The following is a 19,594-nucleotide window of genomic DNA, read 5'->3' on the forward strand; positions in this document are numbered from 1 at the left end:
CCTCGATGTCGGCGGCACGCCGTAGGCTGGGGTGGTGACCACAGCCCTCTACCGCCGCTACCGCCCCGAGTCGTTCGGCGAGATGATCGGGCAGTCCCAGGTGACCGATCCGCTGATGACCGCGCTGCGCGGCGATCGTGTCGGCCACGCCTATCTGTTCTCCGGTCCTCGCGGCTGCGGCAAGACCACCTCGGCGCGCATCCTCGCGCGCTGCCTGAACTGCGCGGAGGGTCCGACCGACGTCCCGTGCGGCACGTGCCCGAGCTGCGTCGAGCTCTCGCGAGCGGGCGGCGGGTCCCTCGACGTCGTCGAGATCGACGCGGCGAGCCACAACGGCGTCGACGACGCGCGCGACCTCCGCGAGCGCGCCACTTTCGCCCCGAGTCGCGACCGCTACAAGATCTTCATCCTCGACGAGGCCCACATGGTGACGCCGCAGGGGTTCAACGCGCTGCTCAAGCTCGTCGAGGAGCCGCCGCCGCATGTGAAGTTCATCTTCGCGACGACCGAGCCCGAGAAGGTGCTCGGCACGATCCGTTCGCGCACCCACCACTACCCCTTCCGGCTCGTCCCGCCCGCCGCGATGCTCGAGTACGTCGAGAAGCTCTGCGCCGAGGAGGGCGTCGTGGCCGAGCGCGGAGTGCTGCCGCTCGTCGTGCGCGCCGGAGGCGGTTCGCCCCGTGACACGCTCTCGCTGCTCGACCAGCTCATCGCCGGCTCGGATTCTCCGGCAGGCTCCGAGACCGTCACCGTGGCCTACGAGCGCGCCGTCGCTCTTCTCGGGTACACGCACGCGGCCCTGCTCGACGAGATCGTCGACGCGCTCGCCGCGGGCGATGCGGCTGCCGCGTTCCCCGCGATCGACCGGGTCGTGCAGACCGGGCAGGACCCGCGCCGCTTCGTGGACGACCTTCTCGAGCGCCTGCGCGACCTCATCGTGATCGCGGCCGTGGGCGACGGTGCGTCCGCCGTGCTCCGCGGCATCGCCGCCGACGAGCTCGCGCGCATGCAGACGCAGGCCCGGTCGTTCGGCGCGGCACGCCTGTCGCGCACCGCCGACGTCGTGAGCGCCGCGCTCGACGACATGTCCGGGGCGACCTCGCCACGTCTGCACCTCGAACTGATGGTGGCGCGGGTCCTCGCCGGATCCACGGATGCTGCCGCTGCGGGGCCTTCCACCGGCGCGGCTCCGACCGCGACCGCCGCTCGAGCGAGTGCGCCGTCGGCTCCCGCATCGAACCACACGGCGCCCGCATCGACCCCGCCGGTCGCTCCGCGAGGGAGCGCCGCGCCCGAGACGACGGTCGAATCTGCGGCAGAGCCCGCCCCGGCATCCGAGACGCCCGCCCCGGCATTCGAGACGCGCGCCCTGGCATCCGAAGGCCCGGCATCCGCGCCCTCGACACAGCCCGAGCCCGCGACGCAGCCCGAGCCCGTACCCGCCCCCTCCGGTCCGGTCACGTTCGATCGCATCACGGCATCCTGGCCTGCGATCCTGACGCGTCTCGAGGACATCAGCCGCGCGTCCTGGCTGCTCGCGACCGCCGTGCAGCCCCTCGCGTTCGTCACCGAGACCGAGGTGCTGACGCTCGGGTTCACGAGCCAGCACGATGTGGCGAAGTTCAAGGGCACCACGCCGGGATCGGGGCCCTCCGATCATCTGCGCACCGCGATCGAGCAGGAGGTCGGCGTCAAGGTCAAGTACCTCCCCGCGCCGATGCCCGCAGGCGGAGCACCGAGGCAGTCCTCGCCGTCGGCCTCCAGCGGACCGACCGCCGACGCTCCCGCATCGGAGCCTGCGTCAGCCGGCCCCTCGCGCTCCCAGACCCGCAGCGATTCCGCGACCCCCGTGACGGACTGGGCGGTCGCCCCCATCCCGTCGTCGGCCGAGCCGACGAGCGCTGAGCCCGGAGTCCCCGCGGTGGAGCGGGCGACTCCGTCTTCGCCCCCGGACGCGGTCCAGGTCGCCCGAGACGGCGTCACGGATCAATCGGCGACCGTGACCACGCCGTCGGAGCCTGCGTCACCCGCTCCGGCGGTACCGGCACCCGCCGCATCGTCGCCGACCGCGTCCGCCCATGCACCGACCGCGCCGAACGGGCGGACGGCACCGAACGGGCAGACGGCGCCGTCCGGACCCGGGACCGACGACGTCCCCCCGCCGTACGACGATGAGCCTCCGCCCTGCGACGACGAGCCGCCGTACGACCCTTCGTACGAACCGGTGCCGTCCTCCGCCGGCGGGTCGACAGCTGCCCGGAGCGCATCCGCACCGCGAACCCAGGTTCAGGGGTCCGCGGCGACTCCCGTCCCGCGTACCGCACCGGCATCCGCCCCCGTCGTCACCGAGCGCACCCCATCCGGTGGCGTGCAGCGCTACGGTGAGGCAGTCATCCGCCAGGTGCTCGGCGCGACGTTCGTGCGCGAAGAGCCCTACGAGCCCCCCACGAGGTTCTCCTGATGTACGACGGAATCGTCCAAGAGCTCATCGACGAGTTCGGCCGCCTGCCCGGCATCGGGCCCAAGTCGGCCCAGCGCATCGCGTTCCACATCCTGCAGACGCCGACTTTCGACGTCGCGCGTCTGTCCGAGCTGCTCACCGAGATCCGTGTGCGTGTGCGCTTCTGCGAGATCTGCGGCAACGTCGCGGAGCAGGAGCGCTGCGCGATCTGCCGCGACCCCCGGCGCAACACCGCCCTGATCTGCGTGGTCGAGGACGCGAAGGACGTGGCGGCGATCGAGCGCACGCGAGAGTTCCGCGGTCTGTACCACGTGCTCGGAGGCGCGATCAGCCCGATCGCGGGCATCGGCCCCGACGATCTGCGCATCGCCCAGCTCATGACGCGTCTGGCCGACGGCACGGTGCAGGAGGTCATCCTCGCCACCAACCCGAACCTCGAGGGCGAGGCCACCGCCAGCTACCTCAGCCGCCTGCTCACCACCATGCAGATCACGGTGTCGCGTCTCGCCTCGGGCCTTCCGGTCGGCGGCGACCTCGAGTACGCCGACGAGGTCACCCTCGGACGCGCCTTCGAGGGCCGGCGCGTGCTGTGAACGCCCAGGGCGGCTTTCCCGACGCGGCTGGCTGCTCTTCGGGGCGATGGCGCTCCTGTGGGGCGTGCCGTACCTGTTCATCAGCGTCGCGGTCGAGTCGTTCTCCCCGCCGGCGATCGTCGCCGGCCGCACGCTGATCGCGGCGCTCCTGCTCCTGCCGTTCGCGCTCCGCGGCGGTGCCCTGAAGGCGGCGTGGCGGCACTGGCCCTGGGTGCTCGCCTTCGGCCTGGTCGAGATGGCCGGTCCGTTCGTGCTGCTCGGCCACGCGGAGATGACGCTGCCGTCCGGCATGACCGGGTTGCTGGTCGCGACCGTCCCTCTCTTCGCTGCGCTCATCGCCCTGGGCGGCGGCGACCGCGGCGTGCTCCGCCCGGCCCGCGCGATCGGACTGCTCGTCGGGTTCCTCGGCGTCGCGATCGTCGTCGCGGGTCCCGGGCTGTTCGGCGGTCGGGTCAGCCTGCTGGCGGCGGGAGAGGTGCTCCTCGTCGCCGTGCTCTACGCGATCGCCCCGTTCATCGTCGCGCGCAAGCTCGTCGATGTTCCGTCGCTCGGCACCATCACGCTGTCGCTCCTCATGATCGGCATCCTGTACCTCCCGATCGGTCTCCTGACACAGCACGAGATGCCGACCCCCACCGCGATCTGCGCGCTCCTCGCCCTCGCGGTCATCTGCACGGCCGTCGCCTTCCTGGCCTTCTTCGCGCTGATCCGCGAGGTCGGTCCCGTGCGCGCGCCGCTGTTCACCTACGTGAATCCGGTCGTGGCGATCGTCCTCGGTGCGATCGTGCTGTCGGAACCGCTCACCCCCGGGCTGCTCATCGGCTTCCCGCTCATCATCGCCGGCTGCTGGTTCGCCGCGACCGGCGGGCGACTCCGTCCTCCGGCCTCCGCTCCGGCCGGGCTCGCACCGGGCCCGGTGCCTCCGGCGCCCTGACGTCACATGCGCGGGCGGGTATATGCGCCGATCGTAGAATGAGCGTGGGCGGATCCGCCCGACATCCCAGGGAGTGAACGTGGCCCTCATCGTGCAGAAGTACGGCGGCTCGTCCGTCGCCGACGCAGAGAGCATCAAGCGCGTCGCCAAGCGCATCGTCGACACCCGTCGTGCCGGGCACGACGTCGTCGTCGCCGTGAGCGCCATGGGCGACACGACCGACGAGCTGCTCGACCTCGCGAACGAGGTCGCACCGATCCCCGCGCCGCGCGAGCTCGACATGCTGCTCTCGAGCGGCGAGCGGATCTCGATGGCGCTCCTCGCGATGGCGATCCACTCCATGGGTTTCGAGGCGCGCTCGTTCACGGGCAGCCAGGCCGGCATGATCACCGACTCCCAGCACGGCGCGGCCCGCATCGTCGACGTGACGCCCATCCGTCTGCGCGAGGCGCTCGACGAGGGGGCGATCGTGATCGTCGCCGGTTTTCAGGGCTTCAACCGCGACACCCGCGACATCACCACCCTCGGCCGAGGCGGCTCCGACACGACCGCCGTCGCCCTGGCGGCAGCTCTGTCCGCCGACGTGTGCGAGATCTACAGCGACGTCGACGGGATCTTCACCTCCGACCCGCGCATCATCCCGCGCGCGCAGAAGCTCGACCACATCTCGAGCGAGGAGATGCTCGAGCTCGCCGCCAACGGCGCCAAGGTGCTCTACATCCGCGCCGTCGAGTACGCACGCCGTCACGGCGTCCTGATCCACGCCCGTTCGACGTTCTCGTCGGCCGAGGGCACCTACGTTCTGGGCGAGGGCATGAAGAACCCCCGCGAAGCCGAGGGAGCAGACATGGAAGAACCGATCGTCGCCGGGGTCGCCACCGACTTCAGCCAGGCCAAGATCACCGTGGCCGGGGTCCCGGACGTGCCGGGCAAGGCCGCGGAGATCTTCAAGATCGTCGCTAAGTCGGGCGCGAACGTCGACATGATCGTGCAGAACGTGTCGGGCGCGACCACCGGCCGCACCGACATCTCGTTCACGGTCCCGAAGGCGGACGCGACCGGCGCGCTCAAGGCGCTCGCGGCCGAGCAGACCGAGGTGGGCTTCAGCAACCTCGTGCACGACGACCAGATCGGCAAGCTCTCGGTGGTCGGCGCGGGCATGCGCACGCACTCGGGAGTCTCGGCGATCCTCTTCGAGGCGCTGTCGGCCGGCGGGATCAACATCGAGATGATCTCGACGTCCGAGATCCGCATCTCGGTCGTGCTGCGCGACAGCGACCTGGCCGAGGCCGCTCGCACCGTGCACACCGCCTACGGCCTGGACGGCGAGTTCGACGCAACGGTCCACGCCGGCACCGGCCGCTGACGCCGGGCCGAGCACCGCCTCCGGCGCGGTAGACTCGCCGGAACCCTGACATCGGCGCCAGGCGCGGCATCCGCATCCCGACGTCGCGCCCGAAGCCTCTCTTGCAGCACTGCTCGACGCCAAGGAACATCATGACCCGCATCTCCGACTCAGGACTCTCCGTCGCCATCGTGGGCGCCACCGGCCAGGTGGGTACCGTCATGCGCGAGATTCTCGCCGAGCGGTCCTTCCCGATCCGCGAGCTGCGGCTGTTCTCCTCCGCGCGCTCGGCGGGCACCGCGATCGAGTTCGGCGGCGCGACGGTCATCGTCGAGGACGTCGAGACCGCGGATGCCGCAGGCATCGACATCGCTCTGTTCTCCGCAGGTGCCACGGCCAGCCGCGCGTACGCGCCGCGCTTCGCCGAGGCCGGAGCCGTCGTGGTCGACAACTCCAGCGCCTGGCGCAACGACCCCGAGGTGCCGCTGGTCGTCAGCGAGGTCAACCCGCACGCGATCGACGACCGCCCGCGCGGCATCATCGCGAACCCGAACTGCACGACCATGGCCGCGATGCCGGTGCTGAAGGCGCTGGACGCCGAGGCCGGCCTCGAGCGCCTGATCGTGTCGACCTACCAGGCCGTGTCGGGCTCCGGCCTTGCCGGCGCGCAGGAGCTCCTCGGCCAGGTCGAGGGCGTGCTCGCCCAGGGCGACACCCTGCGTCTGGTGCACGACGGCTCGGCGATCGACTTCCCGGAGCCCGAGAAGTACGTCGCGCCGATCGCGTTCGACGTCATCCCGTTCGCGGGGAACCTCGTCGACGACGGCCAGAACGAGACCGATGAGGAGAAGAAGCTCCGCAACGAGAGCCGCAAGATCCTCGAACTCCCCGGCCTCCGTGTCGCCGGCACGTGCGTGCGGGTTCCCGTTTTCACGGGTCACTCCCTGTCGATCAACGTCGAGTTCGCGCGCGACATCACCCCGCAGCGCGCGGCCGAGGTGCTGAGCGCGGCCCCCGGCGTCGTGCTCGACGAGGTCCCCACCCCGCTGCAGGCCGCGGGCAAGGACCCGAGCTTCGTCGGTCGCATCCGCGCCGATCAGTCCGCGCCGGAGGGCAAGGGCCTCGTGCTGTTCATCAGCAATGACAACCTGCGCAAGGGAGCGGCGCTCAACGCGGTGCAGATCGCCGAGATCCTCGCCGAGCGCCTGGCGGTCATAGCCTGACGGCATCCCCGCGATACCGAACCGGTCTGGTGGGACCGGCCCGCGTGGTCTGTCGCGCCGTGCCCGCGAACTAGACTGTCCTGGTGACAGAAAAAGTCGATGTCGTCTTGATCGGCGGTGGCATCATGTCCGCCACCCTGGGTACGCTGCTGCACGAGCTGCAGCCGGACTGGAAGATCGTCGCCTTCGAGCGACTCTCCGACGTGGCCCAGGAGTCGTCGAACCCGTGGAACAACGCGGGCACCGGCCACGCGGCCCTGTGCGAGCTCAACTACATGCCGCAGCAGGGGAACGGCCCGCTCGACCCCGCCAAGGCGATCTCGATCAACGAGCAGTTCCAGCAGAGCCGCCAGTTCTGGTCCTCGCTCGTCGAGAAGGGCGTGCTCGATGCGCCGTCGACGTTCATCAACGCGACCCCGCACATGACGTTCGTGCGCGGAGAGAAGGACGTCGCCTACCTCAAGGACCGCTACGAGGTGCTCAAGAAGCAGCCGCTGTTCGCGGGCATCGAGTACAGCGAGGATTCGCGCGTCATCAACAAGTGGGCGCCCCTGCTCATGCAGCAGCGTCGCAAGGGCGAGCCGTTCGCAGCGACGCGGGTGCCCGCCGGTACCGACGTCGACTTCGGAGCGCTCACCCACCAGCTCTTCGACCACCTCACCGACTCGGGTGTCACGCTCCGCACGAACACCGAGGTCAAGTCGCTCAAGAAACGCAAGGACGGCACCTGGCGCGTCGGCTTCCGCAACACGGTCGGCCGCACGCCCGACGAGGTCGACGCGCGCTTCGTGTTCGTGGGCGCGGGCGGCTGGGCACTCAAGCTCCTGCAGCGCTCCGGCATCCCGGAGATCAAGGGCTACGGCGTCTTCCCGATCGGCGGACAGTTCCTCAAGACCTCGAACCCGGCGATCGTCGCGCAGCACAAGGCCAAGGTGTATTCGCAGGCCTCGGTCGGCGCCCCGCCCATGTCGGTGCCGCACCTCGACACGCGCGTGGTCGACGGCGAGGCGTCGCTCATGTTCGGCCCGTTCGCGACGTTCAGCCCGAAGTTCCTCAAGAACGGATCGATGCTCGACCTCGTGACCCAGGTGCGCCCGCACAACCTGTGGCCCATGCTCCGCGTCGCCTTCGCGAACCCGGACCTCATCACGTACCTGGTCGGCGAGCTGCTCAAGAACCACTCCAAGAAGGTCGACAGCCTCCGCACCTTCATGCCGACCGCGAAGGGCGAGGACTGGACCCTCATCAACGCGGGTCAGCGCGCCCAGGTGATGAAGAAGGACCCCAAGAAGGGCGGCATCCTGCAGTTCGGCACCGAGGTCGTCGCCGCGGGTGACGGCTCGATCGCCGGGCTCCTCGGTGCGTCGCCCGGTGCGTCGACCGCCGTGCCGATCATGCTCGACCTGCTGAAGAAGTGCTTCCCGGCCGAGTACCCGGGGTGGGAGTCCGATCTGCGGGAGCTCATCCCGACGTTCGGCGAGAAGCTGAACACGGATGCCGCGCTGGCGGCGAGCTCCACATCGGCGACCGCGTCCGTCCTCGGCATCGACGAGTAGCAGCCCGGTGGCCAAGCTCTATTTCCGCTACGGCGCGATGAACTCGGGCAAGTCCACCGCTCTCCTTCAGGCCGCGTACAACTACGAGGAGCGTGGGCAGCACGTCCTGCTCGCGAAGCCCGCGATCGACACGAAGGGCGCGTCCGAGATCTCGAGTCGGCTGGGGATGACTCGCGAGGTCGACTTCCTTCTCGGGCCCGAGGACGATGCACGCGTGGTTTTCGCGGAGCATCGGGCTCGCGTCCGCGCATCGACGACCGCCGAGGTGGCGTGCCTGCTGATCGACGAGGCTCAGTTCCTCACGGCGGAGCAGGTCGACGATCTCTTCCGCATCGCGATCGAGGAGAGCATCCCGGTCATCGCGTACGGCATCCGCAACGACTTCCTGACCCACGCGTTCCCGGGGTCGGCGCGTCTGCTGGCGATCGCGCACTCCCTCGAGGAACTCAAGACGATCTGCCGCTGCGGACGCAAGGCGGTCTTCAACGGTCGTGTGGTCGGCGGACGCTTCGTGTTCGACGGCGATCAGGTCGCGATCGACGAGGGGGCGAACGGCGACTCGGCTCCTGAGCTGACGACCTACGAGTCCCTGTGCGGTGCCTGCTACCTCCAGGAGTCGGGCGGACGCCTGGGCTGATCCGTCGGCTCGCCCTCCTCTGTCAGAGGGTGCCGTCGGCGTGCCTGCGTTGCATGGTCTGACCACACGCGCTACTGTGGTCAGACCACAGAGTTCGACGGTGATCGGGAGGACGCATGCCGGAGCAGCCTGCACGCGCGTGGCGCCTGGTGCTCGAGCACATCGAACGAGATCTCCTCGACGGCCGTCTCGGTCCCGGCGACCGCCTGGCGTCCGAGCGCGACCTCTCCGCGGACCTCGGAGTCGGCCGATCGAGCGTCCGCGAAGCGCTGCGAGTGCTGGAGGTCATGGGTCTCATCCGCACGGCCACGGGCTCGGGCCCTCAGGCCGGCGCGATCGTGATCGCCACCCCCAGCGGGGGCATGTCGACCCTTCTGCGACTTCAGGTCGCAGCTCATGGCTTCCCGCTCGACGACGTCGTCCGCACGCGGCTGCTGCTCGAAGATGCCGTGGTCGCCGACCTCGCGGGGCAGCCGCAGCCCGATCTCGACCCCGCACGCCGAACGCTGGACGCCATGGATGCCGAGGGTCTGACGCCCTCCGAGTTCCTCGCCCTCGACGCGCAACTGCATCTCGCTCTCGCCGAGGCGAGCGGCAACTCTGTCGTCGCCGCGATGATGGCGGGTCTCCGCACCGCGATCGAGTCCTACGTCCAGCGGGGCGCCGAGGCGATCGAGGACTGGAGCGGGATGGTCGACGTGCTCCGCGCCGAGCATCGCGCCATCGTCGAGGCGATCGCGCGCGGAGACGCCGAGAGCGCTCGCTCCCTCGTGCACGCGCACATCACCGGCTACTACACCGCGGCGGGACTCACCCGCCCCCTCCCGTCCGTCGTCTGAGAGGCACCATGGTCCAGCGCCAGCTCCCCAACCCCGCCGAGCTCCTCGAGCTCATGAAGTTCAAGAAGCCCGAGCTCGACGGGCGCAAGAGGCGGCTCGACGCCGCGCTCACGATCGCCGACCTGCGGACGATCGCGAAGCGCCGCACCCCCAAGGCGGCCTTCGACTACACCGATGGGGCCGCCGAGGGGGAGCTGTCGCTGACGCGGGCACGCCAGGCGTTCCAGGACGTGGAGTTCCACCCCGGCATCCTCCGTCCCGCGCCGACCGTCGACACGTCCGTCGAGATCCTCGGCGGCCCTTCGGCGCTGCCGTTCGGCATCGCGCCGACGGGATTCACGCGCCTGATGCAGACCGCGGGCGAGGTCGCCGGTGCCGGAGCAGCGGCTGCCGCCGGCATCCCTTTCACCCTCTCGACGCTCGGTACGACCTCGATCGAGGGCGTGAAGGCCGCGAACCCGCACGGGCGCAACTGGTTCCAGCTGTACGTCATGCGCGACCGGGAGATCTCCTACGAGCTCACCCGTCGTGCCGCCGCCGCGGGCTTCGACACACTGCAGTTCACGGTCGACACCCCGGTCGCGGGAGCGCGCCTCCGTGACAAGCGCAACGGCTTCAGCATCCCGCCGCAGCTCACGCTCGGCACGATCGTCAACGCGATCCCGCGTCCATGGTGGTGGTACGACTTCCTCACGACGCCCAAACTGGAGTTCGCGTCGCTGAGCACCACGGGCGGCACGGTCGGCGAGCTGCTCGACGCCGCGATGGACCCGACCATCAGCTACGACGACCTCGCCGTGATCCGCGACCTGTGGCCAGGGAAGATCGTGATCAAGGGCGTGCAGAACGTCGAGGACTCGGTGCGTCTGCGCGATGCGGGCGTCGACGGCATCGTCCTGTCCAACCACGGCGGACGGCAGCTCGATCGTGCGCCGATCCCGTTCCACCTGCTGCCCGAGGTGCGGCGCGCGGTGGGGGACGATTTCACGGTCATGATCGACACGGGCATCATGAACGGCGCCGACATCGTCGCCTCCGTGGCCCTCGGCGCCGACTTCACGTTGATCGGTCGCGCCTACCTCTACGGTCTGATGGCCGGCGGTCGGCAGGGCGTGGACCGGACGATCGCCATCGTCCGCACCGAGATCGAGCGCACGATGCGTCTGCTCGGGGTCTCCTCGCTCGCCGAGCTCGAACCCGCGCACGTCACGCAGCTCACACGCCTCGTTCCGGTCGCCAGAGACGCGTCGGACGTGGTCGTGCGCTGAGGCCGTTCACGCCGCGGGCTCGGCCACGGGACGGGTCCGCGGTGGCCACGGCACCAGCATCGACGTCGTGCGCCGGTAGTCGGCGTACGCGGGGTACTTCGACGCCGTGATCGACTCTGTGAAGATCGTCGATCCGATGAAGAGGATGCTGAGCAGGAACGCGCCGAGGATCGAGGCGTTCAGCGCCCCGCCCAGGAATCCCGCGCCAGAGGTCACGGCGGCCGTCGCGCCGAGCGCGTAGAACGCCCACCATTGGCTCTGCTCGAAGAAGAAGTTCGGGTGGCGGCTGTAGCGGAACAGTCCTGTGGTCGCGAACCCCGGAGCGAGCGTTCCGCCGGCTCGCCGCTTGTGCTGGTGGAACGCCCACTGCTGCTGATCCGCGATCGTCTCGCCGGCGAGTAGGGCGAGGAAGAGCACCGCGAACACGACATCCCATCCTGTCAAGGGCGCGGGATGCTGCAGGGCGACGTTCGCCGGGAGGGTGATGAGCACGAGCAGCGCCATCTGATAGCCGACGATGAAGAGCAGGTTGAACAGCTGGAACTGCCAGGGGCGCATGCGTCCGCGGAGGATGGCCCAGCGATAGTCCTCCATGCCCGTGTAGCCGCCCTTGCGCGCGAAGTTGAACGTCAGGCGTGCGCCCCACGCGGTGACGAGCAGCGCCATGAGTACGAGACGCGCCGCATCGACTCCGTTGGCGAGCCCGGCGATCGCAAAGATCCACACGTACACGACCGGGACGATGGACCAGGCTCGGTCCACCCACGAGGTGTCGCGGGTCAGCAGAGAAAGGATCCAACAGGCGGCGCTGGCGAGGCCGGCGGTGACGAGGACGATCGCGAGGGGATCCATACCGTCATGGTAGGACTCGGCGAGGACGTCGTGGTGGAGCCGGGCGTCCGCCGACGTCAGAGTCCGGCGAGCAGCGCGTCGAGCTTCGCCGCTGTGTCCTCCCAGCCGTCCACCGCGACCGAGGGCACGCCGAGCGCGAGGACCGGGTAGTCGTTGCCACCCTCGTCGAGGCGGTCGCCGTAGAACAGCATCGACGCCAGCGGGATGCCGGTCAGCTCGGCGAGTCGTTGCATGCCGAAGGCCTTGTCGATGCCGGCGCGCGTGATGTCGATCGACGTCGATCCGCCCGAGCGCACCTCGAGGCCGGGAAGACGCGGTGCGACCGCGGCCCGCAGAGCCTCGCGCTTCGCACCCGTCGGATCCCAGTCGTGCTTGGCGTCGACGGGCGCCTTCTGCCCGAGCGCCGAGAACGTGATCTGCGAGCCGCGGTCCTCGAGGATCGCGCCCCAGGGCTCCGCCTCCCACAGCCCCAGACGCTCGGCCTCCTCGCGCAGTGCCGTCAGCGCACCGGACTTCTCCGTCTCGTTGAGGTCGTGCGCATAGACGGCGGCGAAATCGGCGCCGTCGTGGCGCAGGTAGCGGGTGCCGCACGTGGGAAGCAGGTGCAGGCGCGCGAGCTGCGCTGCATCGACGTCCCGGAGCTGGGCGATCACCTGAGAGCGGAACTGCTGCTCGTTGCCGCCCGAGATGATCGCGACGTCGACCTTCTGCAGCAGGGCGACGAGCAGATCGGCGATCCGCGGGTCGATCGTCGCCTTGGACGGCGCGAGCGTGTCGTCGAGGTCGAACGCGACGAGTGCGGGCGTGGTCATGGTGTCTCCAGGGTACGTGTGGCGGTCGCACGCGGCGCGAACAGGAGTGTGCAGCAGATGGCGAGGGCGACCCCGATCAGAGCTCCGCTCGAGTTCGCGATCACATCGCTCACGGTCGCCGCGCGGTGGGGGAGCGCGAGCCGCTGCGCGAGCTCGATCCCGAGGGAGATCGCTGGCCCCAGCAGCACGGACAGAAGCCAAAGTCGGCGGGGCGTGAGCACGAAGGCGAAGATTCCGACGGGGACGAAGACCAGCACGTTCGCGAGGATCTCGAGGCGTGTGAAGTCGAGCGAGTCCCAGCCGATCCGGTGGGCCGTCGCGAGCGCGAGGTCGAGCAGGTCCGGCATCCGCTCCTCCACTCTCGTGGGAGTGAGGGTCAGCAGTGCGAGTCCGGCGAGGAAGGGGGCGGCGAGGGCCGCGGCGATGCCGCGCGTGAGACCGCGCGGGGCAGGGAGCAGGCGGTGCACGCGTTCCCCTTCCGCTGGTGTCCCGATACAGAGAAGGCCGCCCGTGGGGGGCGGCCTTCCGATGTCACTGGTCGGGGTGACAGGATTTGAACCTGCGACCTCTTCGTCCCGAACGAAGCGCGCTACCAAGCTGCGCCACACCCCGTTTTGCAACCCTCCGAGTCTACAAGGAAAATCCCGCAGCACCGAATCGGCTGATCAGTCGCGTGCCGTGAGGGTGAGCAGCGTCGCCTCGGGGCGGCACGCGAAGCGCACGGGCGCGTAGATCGAGTGGCCGCAGCCCGCGCTCACGTTGAGCGGCACGGTGCGCCCCTCGCTCGACCACGTGCTGAGTCCCTTCGCCTGGTCCAGCGGGATGTCGCAGTTCGCCACCAATGCGCCGAAGCCGGGAAGGCAGACCTGTCCGCCGTGCGTGTGGCCGCCGAGGATCACGTCGGCCCCGATGTCGACGAAGCTGCTCAGCACCCGCTGGTACGGCGCATGCGTGACTCCGATCACGGACGTCCGGGCATCCCACGGCTTGAGCGCGTCGACTTGGGGGAGGAGGAGGTCGAAACGGTCCCATCCCCGATGCGCGTCGCTGACGCCGAACAGATCTATCGGGTTGCCCGCGATCTCGAAGCTCGCCGTGGTGTTGTTCAGATCGGCCCAGCCGAGCTCATCCGTGAAGTAGGAGTCCATCGCGGCGGTGTCGAGCAGCGGCGCCGCCTGATGCCCCTTCGAGGGTGCCATGAAGTATCGGAACGGGTTCCGCGGCGAAGGCGCATTGACGTCGTTCGAGCCGTGCACGAAGACTCCGGGGATCCCCGCGAAGGAGTCGAACGCGCGGCGGATGCCGGCCAGCCCATCGCGGTGCCCGAGGTTGTCGCCCGTGTTGACGATCAAGTCGGGTTCGAGCTGCGCCAGCGACGCCAGCCAGTCCTGCTTGCGGTGCTGCCAGGGCGCCATGTGCGCATCCGAGATGTGCAGCACCCGGATCGGTGCGGAACCGGGTGCGAGGGCGGATGCCGTGACCTCGCGCACCGTGAAGAGGTAGCGCTCGATGCCGAAGCCCCAGACCGCGGCCGCAGCACCAGCGGCCCCCACCGCGCCGAGCGCGATGAGGGCCGGGTGAGCAGGACGGATGGACGTCACTGGCACGAGACCGTGATCGGCGTGGCGCGGTTGGCCGCGGTGTTGGCAGCCGGGTTGGTGGACGACACCACCGCGTTGCTGGGGTTGCAGGAGTTGTCGAAGTCGACGGTCGAGAACCCGGCACCCGTCAGCGCGGCGAACCCGGCGGCCTTCGGCTGGCCCGTGACGTCGGGAACCGTGACGCCCTGCCCGTTGCTGGGAGAGATCGTCACGGTCGCGCCGCTGGGTGCCTGACCGGCGGGGTCCTGAGCCACGATCACGTCACCGGCGGGTCCGTCGACGGCGGGACCGACGACGACCTGGAAGTCGGCGTTCTGCAGCGTCGCCGTCGCGGTCGCGGTGTCCATTCCGACCACGTTGGGAACGTCCGTCAGCACCTGCTTGCTGAGGTTCGCATCCGGCTGGGGGAACGCGTCTCCGCCGTAGAGATCGTTCGCGGTGCGCTGCATCGTTCGCGCCAGGCTGTAGCGCATCTCGTTGAGCGCAGTGCCGCCCCAGCTCTGACGCAGGATGCTGGCCTGACCCTGCGAGCGTCCGACCCACACCGCCGTCGTGACCTTGGTGCTCGACTCGATCATCATGGTTCCCCACGACTCGTGCGTTCCGGTCTTGCCGATCAGCGGCACCCCGTCGCGCGTGTTCGCCTTGGCTCCGGTTCCGCCGTTCATGACGCCCTGCAGCGCGAACGCCGCGGTGTTGGCGACCTCGGGCGAGATCACCTGCGAGCACTTCGACTCCGGGATCGGCAGTTCGTTGCCCTCGGCGTCGACCACGCGGTCGATCGCCTTCGGGGTGCAGTAGATGCCGTTGTTGGCGACTGTCGCGTAAGCGCCGGCCATCGCGAGCGGCGAGATGTACTTCGGTCCGAGGATGTCGTAGGGAGCGGCGTTGCCATCGGTCGTCTTCCCGCCGTTGGCGAGCGTGACGCCCATGCGGTCGGCCACGGCGTTGATGTTGCAGAGGTCGAGCTTCTCCGCCATCGCGAGGTAACCGCTGTTGAGCGAGTCGGCGGTGAACTTCATAACGGTTCCCGTGTACCCGCCCTGGTTGCCGAAGTTCTGGATCTTCGTGTTGTTGCGGATGCGGTCGTCGCCGCACTTGAAGTTCTGGAACACGCGGTTCGTACCGTTCAGGGTCTCGCGCACGGAGTGTCCCTCCTCGAGCCAGTCGATGAGGGTGAACAGTTTGTAGGTCGAGCCGACCGAGAAGCCGTTGGAGCCACCGTGGGCCTTGTCCGTCGCGAAGACGAGCGACGTGTACGCCTGGTCGCCCTGGATGGTCTCGCTGAAGGTGGTGTTCTGTGTGATCGCCAGCACGCGCCCGGTCGTCGTCTCGAGCGAGACTCCCGCCGACCCGAAGTACTGGTTGTCGTAGTTGCCCGGGACCGTGTCCAGCATCGCCTGCGCGCCGGCGTTCTGGATGTCGACGTTCATGGTCGAGTAGATCTTGAGGCCGCCCTGGCGCAGCAGGTCGCGCCGGGCCTCGGGGGTGTCGCCGAAGGCGGGGTCGTTGAGGACGACGGACTTCACGTACTCGCAGAAGTAGGCGCTGCGGGCGACGTTGTTCGCGGAGACGCAGCCCTGCGTCGGCGGGGTGATGGCCGGGGTGATCGGCGTCGCCTCGGCCTCGTCGTACTGCGCCTGCGTGATCTTCCCGTCGGTCAACATCCGGCCGAGCACGTAGTGGCGGCGCTCGAGTGTCTGCGCGTAGCCGTCGGCGGCGCTGTTGTGGCCGACGCCGTCGTCGTCGGTCCACGTCCCGTTCGGCATGTCGATGCGGTACTGGTTGGGGTTCTGCACCATGCCGGCGATGGTCGCGGCCTGCGCGACCGTGAGGTTCGCGGCGGTGGTGGAGAAGTAGTAGTTCGCTGCCGACTCGATGCCGTAGACCGTGCCGCCGAAGTTCGCGATGTTGAGGTACCCGAGGAGGATGTCGTTCTTCGAGTACTCCTTCTCGATCTGCAGGGCGTAACGCATCTCCTGCAGCTTGCGCTCGATGCCCTTCGAACCGGTCGCGTTGGTCGCGTCGAGCCAGCACTGGCGGAGGTCGTCGGAGTAGGTCTCGGACGCAGGGTCGGCGTTCTGCTCGCACTCCTGGATCAGCACGTTCTTGACGTACTGCTGGGTGATGGTCGACGCGCCGCGGTCGCTCGTGCCGCGGAGGTTGTCGACCAGCGCCTTGGCGGTCGCGCCCACATTGACGCCGCCGTGGCTGTAGTAGCCCTTGTCCTCGCTCGAGAGCACCGCGTCGTACACGACGGGGTTGATCTGCTCGAAGGTCACCGGCACGCGGTTCTGCTCGTAGAACGAGGCCAGCTCGATGGGAGTGCCGTCGGACGCCGTGGCGTAGATCGTCGACTGCTCCATGGGAGCGGTGACGTCGAGCTTGGCGGGGAGCTTCTCGAAGATCGTGAGAGCCTGCGAGCCGGCGATCCCCGTCATGGCGAGGACCGGGGTGACGCTGGCCGTGACGAGGAGGCCGGCGACCGCGCTCAGGCCGACGAGTCCGAGGACCCCGCCGAGCGCACCCCTCACCGTGCGATTCTTTGTAGGCATACGCTGATCGTAGGGGAGTTCCCTGAAAAACCACCTTTGACGCATCCGGGCACGGATGCCGCGAGACAGGAGAGCCATGACCACGTGGGAGTACCTCACCACGCCGCTGCTGATCCACAACACGGCCGCGATCCTCAACAACTGGGGTAAGCAGGGCTGGGAGCTCGTGCAGGTCGTCCAGGGGCCGGAGGGCGGGCTCGTCGCCTACTTCAAGCGCCCGGTCGGCGGCGACGCCGCGGGCAATGCCGGACTTGCGGCCGCCGAGCAGGCGTCTCGCCAGTTCGAGGGAGGTGCGGCATGAGCGTCTCCGCACGCCTCGCCGAGCTCGACATCGAGCTCCCCGCGGTCGCCGCTCCGGTCGCCGCCTACGTGCCCGCCGTGGTCCGCGACGGACTCGTGTACACCTCCGGCCAGCTCCCGTTCGCCGGTGGGGCGCTGCCCACCACCGGCAAGGTGGGGGCCGAGGTCACCGCCGAGGATGCGAACGCCTACGCCCGCACGTGCGCGCTGAACGCGCTGGCTGCGGCTGCGGATGCCGCGGGTGGCGTGGACAGGATCGCCGGCGTGCTGCGGGTCGGCGGCTTCGTGGCATCCGTCCCCGAGTTCACCGGGCAGCCGGGCGTCATCAACGGCGCAAGCGTGGTGCTGGGGGAGATCTTCGGCGACGCAGGGCGTCACGTCCGCGCCGCGGTCGGCGTGCCCGTGCTCCCGCTCGACAGCCCGGTCGAGGTCGAGGTCACGTTCATCCTCGCCTGACGGTCGCCCACCCCGACGCAGAACGCCCCCTCCCGACCGGGAGGGGGCGTTCCTGCATCCGTCCTACTTGACCTGCGCCGAGATGATGCTCATGACGGCGGTGTCGGCCAGCGTGGTGGTGTCGCCGACCTCGCGTCCCTCGGCCACGTCGCGCAGCAGGCGGCGCATGATCTTGCCCGAGCGGGTCTTCGGCAGCTCGCCCACGATGTACACGTCGCGCGGGCGTGCGATCGCGCCGATCTGCTCGCCGACCCAGAGCCGCAGCTGCTGGGCGAGACCCGCGGGATCGTGCGCCGACAGGTAGCTCTCCTTGATGATCACGAACGCGACCACGGCCTGTCCGGTGGTCTCGTCCGAGGCGCCGACGACCGCGGCTTCGGCCGTGGCCTCGTGCGCGACGAGCGACGACTCGATCTCGGCGGTCGAGAGGCGGTGGCCTGACACGTTCATGACGTCGTCGACCCGGCCGAGCAGCCACAGGTCCCCGTCGTCGTCGAGTCGTGCGCCGTCACCGGCGAAGTAGTAGCCCTGCTTCTCGAACTTCTCCCAGTACGTCTCGCGATACCGCTCAGGGTCGCCCCAGATGCCGCGCAGCATGCTGGGCCACGGCTCGGTGATCACGAGCAGCCCGCCGTTGCCGTTGCCGACCTCGACGCCGGACTCGTCGACCACGTCGATCGAGATCCCGGGGAGCGGCACCTGGGCGGAGCCCGGCTTGGTGGCGGTGACTCCGGGGAGCGCCGAGACCATGATCGCCCCGGTCTCGGTCTGCCACCATGTGTCGACGATCGGGGTCGTGCCGGCACCGATCACGTCGCGGTACCAGATCCATGCCTCCGGGTTGATGGGTTCGCCCACCGAGCCGAGCAGACGCAGCGACGAGAGGTCGAACTTCTGCGGGACGCTGCGGCCGATCTTCATGAACGAGCGGATGGCGGTCGGCGCCGTGTAGAAGATCGAGACCTTGTACTTCTCGATGATCTCCCACCAGCGGCCGGGATGCGGGGAGTCGGGCGTGCCCTCGTAGATGACCTGGGTCGCACCGTTGGCGAGCGGCCCGTAGGTCACGTAGCTGTGGCCGGTGATCCAGCCGATGTCGGCGGTGCACCAGTACACGTCGGTCTCGGGATGCAGGTCGAACACGTACTTGTGCGAGTAGGCGGCCTGCGTGAGATAGCCGCCGGACGTGTGCAGGATGCCCTTCGGCTTCCCGGTCGTGCCGGATGTGTAGAGGATGAACAGCGGGTTCTCGGCGGGGAATGCCTGCGCCTCGTGCTCGGGGGACGCCGCTGGCACGACGTCGTGCCACCAGAGGTCGCGCTCGTCGTCCCAGTCCACCTCGTTGCCGCCGCGCTTGACGACCAGGACGTGCTCGACGGTCTGCTGCTCGCCCTCGCCACGGTCGGACAGGGCCTGGTCGACCGCGGGCTTGAGCGCCGAGACCTTGCCCTTGCGGTACCCACCGTCGGCGGTGATGACGAGCTTCGCGCCGGCGTCGTCGATGCGCGCTCGGAGGCTGTCGGCGCTGAAGCCGCCGAACACGACCGAGTGGATCGCGCCGACGCGGGCGACCGCGAGCATCGAGGCCACCGCCTCGGGGATCATCGGCAGATAGATCGCGACGCGGTCGCCGTGCCCGACGCCGAGGCCTTCGAGCACGTTCGCGACCCGCTTGACCTCCTCGGTGAGTTCGGCGTAGGTGATGCTGCGGGAGTCGCCGGGCTCGCCCTCCCAGTGCAGGGCGACGCGATCGCCGTTGCCGTCCTCGACATGTCGATCGAGGCAGTTGTACGCGACGTTGAGCTCGCCGTCGTCGAACCACTTCGCGAAGGGCGGGGTCGACCAGTCGAGCGTGCGCGTGAAGGGCGTGCTCCAGGTGAGGAGTTCGCGCGACTGCTCCGCCCAGAAGTCCAGGCGGTCGGCGGCGGCCCGCTCGTACAGCTCCGGCGAGGAGACGGACTGGGCGACGAACTCGTCGGACGGCGTGAATCTGCGGGTCTCGTCGAGGAGATGGTCGATCTGGCTGCTCATCGGCAGGCGCTCCTTTGCGGCATGGCGGGGTCGTGCGGGCGCGATCGGGCGGGTGACCCGATCTCGTGAGGGCGAATCTAGTAGGGGTGGAGGGCACCCAGTACTGCCGGAAGTCGGTAGTGCGCGGGGTT

The 19,594-nt window shown here is 69.4% G+C and carries 17 protein-coding genes and 1 tRNA gene; 11 read left to right on the forward strand and 7 right to left on the reverse strand.

Going from position 1 to position 19,594, the window contains the following annotated elements; all coding sequences use genetic code 11:
- The first annotated feature begins 34 nt into the window (after positions 1-34).
- From MRBLMX7_RS15115 to MRBLMX7_RS15155, 9 genes are all read left to right on the forward strand, one after another.
- Positions 35-2,461, forward strand: coding sequence for a DNA polymerase III subunit gamma and tau (locus MRBLMX7_RS15115; protein WP_363369714.1), 2,427 nt, complete (start codon positions 35-37; stop codon positions 2,459-2,461).
- Entirely contained in the window at positions 2,461-3,054 is a 594-nt protein-coding gene (gene recR, locus MRBLMX7_RS15120; RefSeq protein WP_050722587.1) for a recombination mediator RecR, read from the forward strand. The genes MRBLMX7_RS15115 and recR overlap by 1 nt, the downstream gene beginning before the upstream one ends.
- Before the next feature lie 31 nt (positions 3,055-3,085).
- The gene (locus tag MRBLMX7_RS15125) at positions 3,086-3,988 is read left to right on the forward strand and encodes a DMT family transporter (RefSeq protein WP_363370947.1); all 903 of its coding nucleotides are present in this window, start codon (positions 3,086-3,088) and stop codon (positions 3,986-3,988) included.
- A 79-nt stretch (positions 3,989-4,067) separates the two neighbouring features.
- Positions 4,068-5,354: an aspartate kinase gene (locus MRBLMX7_RS15130; RefSeq protein ID WP_050722934.1), complete on the forward strand. Its 1,287-nt coding sequence runs from the start codon at positions 4,068-4,070 to the stop codon at positions 5,352-5,354.
- 131 nt (positions 5,355-5,485) lie between these two features.
- Positions 5,486-6,556 carry an aspartate-semialdehyde dehydrogenase gene (locus tag MRBLMX7_RS15135; protein WP_363369717.1) on the forward strand — a complete coding sequence of 357 codons (1,071 nt, stop codon included), beginning with the start codon at positions 5,486-5,488 and terminating at the stop codon, positions 6,554-6,556.
- A 125-nt stretch (positions 6,557-6,681) separates the two neighbouring features.
- Positions 6,682-8,112, forward strand: coding sequence for a malate dehydrogenase (quinone) (gene mqo, locus MRBLMX7_RS15140; RefSeq protein WP_363370949.1), 1,431 nt, complete (start codon positions 6,682-6,684; stop codon positions 8,110-8,112).
- 7 nt (positions 8,113-8,119) lie between these two features.
- Positions 8,120-8,749 (forward strand): thymidine kinase, encoded by a 630-nt coding sequence (locus tag MRBLMX7_RS15145; RefSeq protein WP_363369719.1) that lies wholly within the window; start codon positions 8,120-8,122, stop codon positions 8,747-8,749.
- Positions 8,750-8,865: 116 nt separating this feature from the next.
- Positions 8,866-9,588, forward strand: a complete 723-nt coding sequence (locus tag MRBLMX7_RS15150; protein ID WP_363369721.1) for a FadR/GntR family transcriptional regulator — start codon at positions 8,866-8,868, stop codon at positions 9,586-9,588.
- An 8-nt stretch (positions 9,589-9,596) separates the two neighbouring features.
- Positions 9,597-10,856: an alpha-hydroxy acid oxidase gene (locus MRBLMX7_RS15155; RefSeq protein ID WP_363369723.1), complete on the forward strand. Its 1,260-nt coding sequence runs from the start codon at positions 9,597-9,599 to the stop codon at positions 10,854-10,856.
- Positions 10,857-10,862: 6 nt separating this feature from the next.
- Here the strand turns inward: MRBLMX7_RS15155 and MRBLMX7_RS15160 are convergent, their stop codons facing one another.
- The 6 genes from MRBLMX7_RS15160 to MRBLMX7_RS15185 form a co-directional block, all read right to left on the reverse strand.
- Positions 10,863-11,708 carry a DUF1295 domain-containing protein gene (locus MRBLMX7_RS15160; protein WP_363369725.1) on the reverse strand — a complete coding sequence of 282 codons (846 nt, stop codon included), beginning with the start codon at positions 11,706-11,708 and terminating at the stop codon, positions 10,863-10,865.
- 56 nt (positions 11,709-11,764) lie between these two features.
- Entirely contained in the window at positions 11,765-12,520 is a 756-nt protein-coding gene (locus MRBLMX7_RS15165) for an HAD-IIB family hydrolase (protein WP_363369727.1), read from the reverse strand.
- Positions 12,517-12,987 (reverse strand): VanZ family protein, encoded by a 471-nt coding sequence (locus tag MRBLMX7_RS15170; RefSeq protein ID WP_363369729.1) that lies wholly within the window; start codon positions 12,985-12,987, stop codon positions 12,517-12,519. The genes MRBLMX7_RS15165 and MRBLMX7_RS15170 overlap by 4 nt, the downstream gene beginning before the upstream one ends.
- Positions 12,988-13,055: 68 nt before the next feature.
- Positions 13,056-13,132: transfer RNA gene (locus MRBLMX7_RS15175), tRNA-Pro, on the reverse strand.
- Between the two features lie 53 nt (positions 13,133-13,185).
- On the reverse strand, positions 13,186-14,127 hold the full coding sequence (locus MRBLMX7_RS15180; protein ID WP_414685104.1) for a metallophosphoesterase: 942 nt from the start codon (positions 14,125-14,127) through the stop codon (positions 13,186-13,188).
- A complete protein-coding gene (locus MRBLMX7_RS15185) occupies positions 14,118-16,676 on the reverse strand; it encodes a transglycosylase domain-containing protein (protein ID WP_363369731.1) in 2,559 nt (852 codons plus the stop codon). The genes MRBLMX7_RS15180 and MRBLMX7_RS15185 overlap by 10 nt, the downstream gene beginning before the upstream one ends.
- Positions 16,677-16,752: 76 nt before the next feature.
- On the opposite strand from MRBLMX7_RS15185, the gene MRBLMX7_RS15190 reads away from it, so the two are divergent.
- On the forward strand, positions 16,753-16,977 hold the full coding sequence (locus tag MRBLMX7_RS15190; protein WP_050722598.1) for a hypothetical protein: 225 nt from the start codon (positions 16,753-16,755) through the stop codon (positions 16,975-16,977).
- Positions 16,974-17,432 carry a RidA family protein gene (locus tag MRBLMX7_RS15195; RefSeq protein ID WP_050722599.1) on the forward strand — a complete coding sequence of 153 codons (459 nt, stop codon included), beginning with the start codon at positions 16,974-16,976 and terminating at the stop codon, positions 17,430-17,432. The genes MRBLMX7_RS15190 and MRBLMX7_RS15195 overlap by 4 nt, the downstream gene beginning before the upstream one ends.
- A 63-nt stretch (positions 17,433-17,495) precedes the next feature.
- On the opposite strand, the gene acs is transcribed toward MRBLMX7_RS15195, so the two are convergent.
- A complete protein-coding gene (gene acs / locus MRBLMX7_RS15200) occupies positions 17,496-19,463 on the reverse strand; it encodes an acetate--CoA ligase (protein WP_363369733.1) in 1,968 nt (655 codons plus the stop codon).
- Between the last annotated feature and the right edge of the window lie 131 nt (positions 19,464-19,594).

It is taken from the genome of Microbacterium sp. LMX7-1.2 (assembly GCF_040675935.1).
In the GTDB taxonomy this organism is placed as follows: Bacteria; Actinomycetota; Actinomycetes; order Actinomycetales; family Microbacteriaceae; genus Microbacterium.

Coding starts and splice junctions, on each gene's coding strand:
- recR (WP_050722587.1), top strand. CDS start 2,461: ATGTACGACGGAATCGTCCAAGAGCTCATCGACGAGTTCGGCCGCCTG.
- MRBLMX7_RS15135 (WP_363369717.1), top strand. CDS start 5,486: ATGACCCGCATCTCCGACTCAGGACTCTCCGTCGCCATCGTGGGCGCC.
- mqo (WP_363370949.1), top strand. CDS start 6,682: ATGTCCGCCACCCTGGGTACGCTGCTGCACGAGCTGCAGCCGGACTGG.
- MRBLMX7_RS15150 (WP_363369721.1), top strand. CDS start 8,866: ATGCCGGAGCAGCCTGCACGCGCGTGGCGCCTGGTGCTCGAGCACATC.
- MRBLMX7_RS15155 (WP_363369723.1), top strand. CDS start 9,597: ATGGTCCAGCGCCAGCTCCCCAACCCCGCCGAGCTCCTCGAGCTCATG.
- MRBLMX7_RS15160 (WP_363369725.1), bottom strand. CDS start 11,708: ATGGATCCCCTCGCGATCGTCCTCGTCACCGCCGGCCTCGCCAGCGCC.
- MRBLMX7_RS15165 (WP_363369727.1), bottom strand. CDS start 12,520: ATGACCACGCCCGCACTCGTCGCGTTCGACCTCGACGACACGCTCGCG.
- MRBLMX7_RS15185 (WP_363369731.1), bottom strand. CDS start 16,676: ATGCCTACAAAGAATCGCACGGTGAGGGGTGCGCTCGGCGGGGTCCTC.
- MRBLMX7_RS15190 (WP_050722598.1), top strand. CDS start 16,753: ATGACCACGTGGGAGTACCTCACCACGCCGCTGCTGATCCACAACACG.
- MRBLMX7_RS15195 (WP_050722599.1), top strand. CDS start 16,974: ATGAGCGTCTCCGCACGCCTCGCCGAGCTCGACATCGAGCTCCCCGCG.
- acs (WP_363369733.1), bottom strand. CDS start 19,463: ATGAGCAGCCAGATCGACCATCTCCTCGACGAGACCCGCAGATTCACG.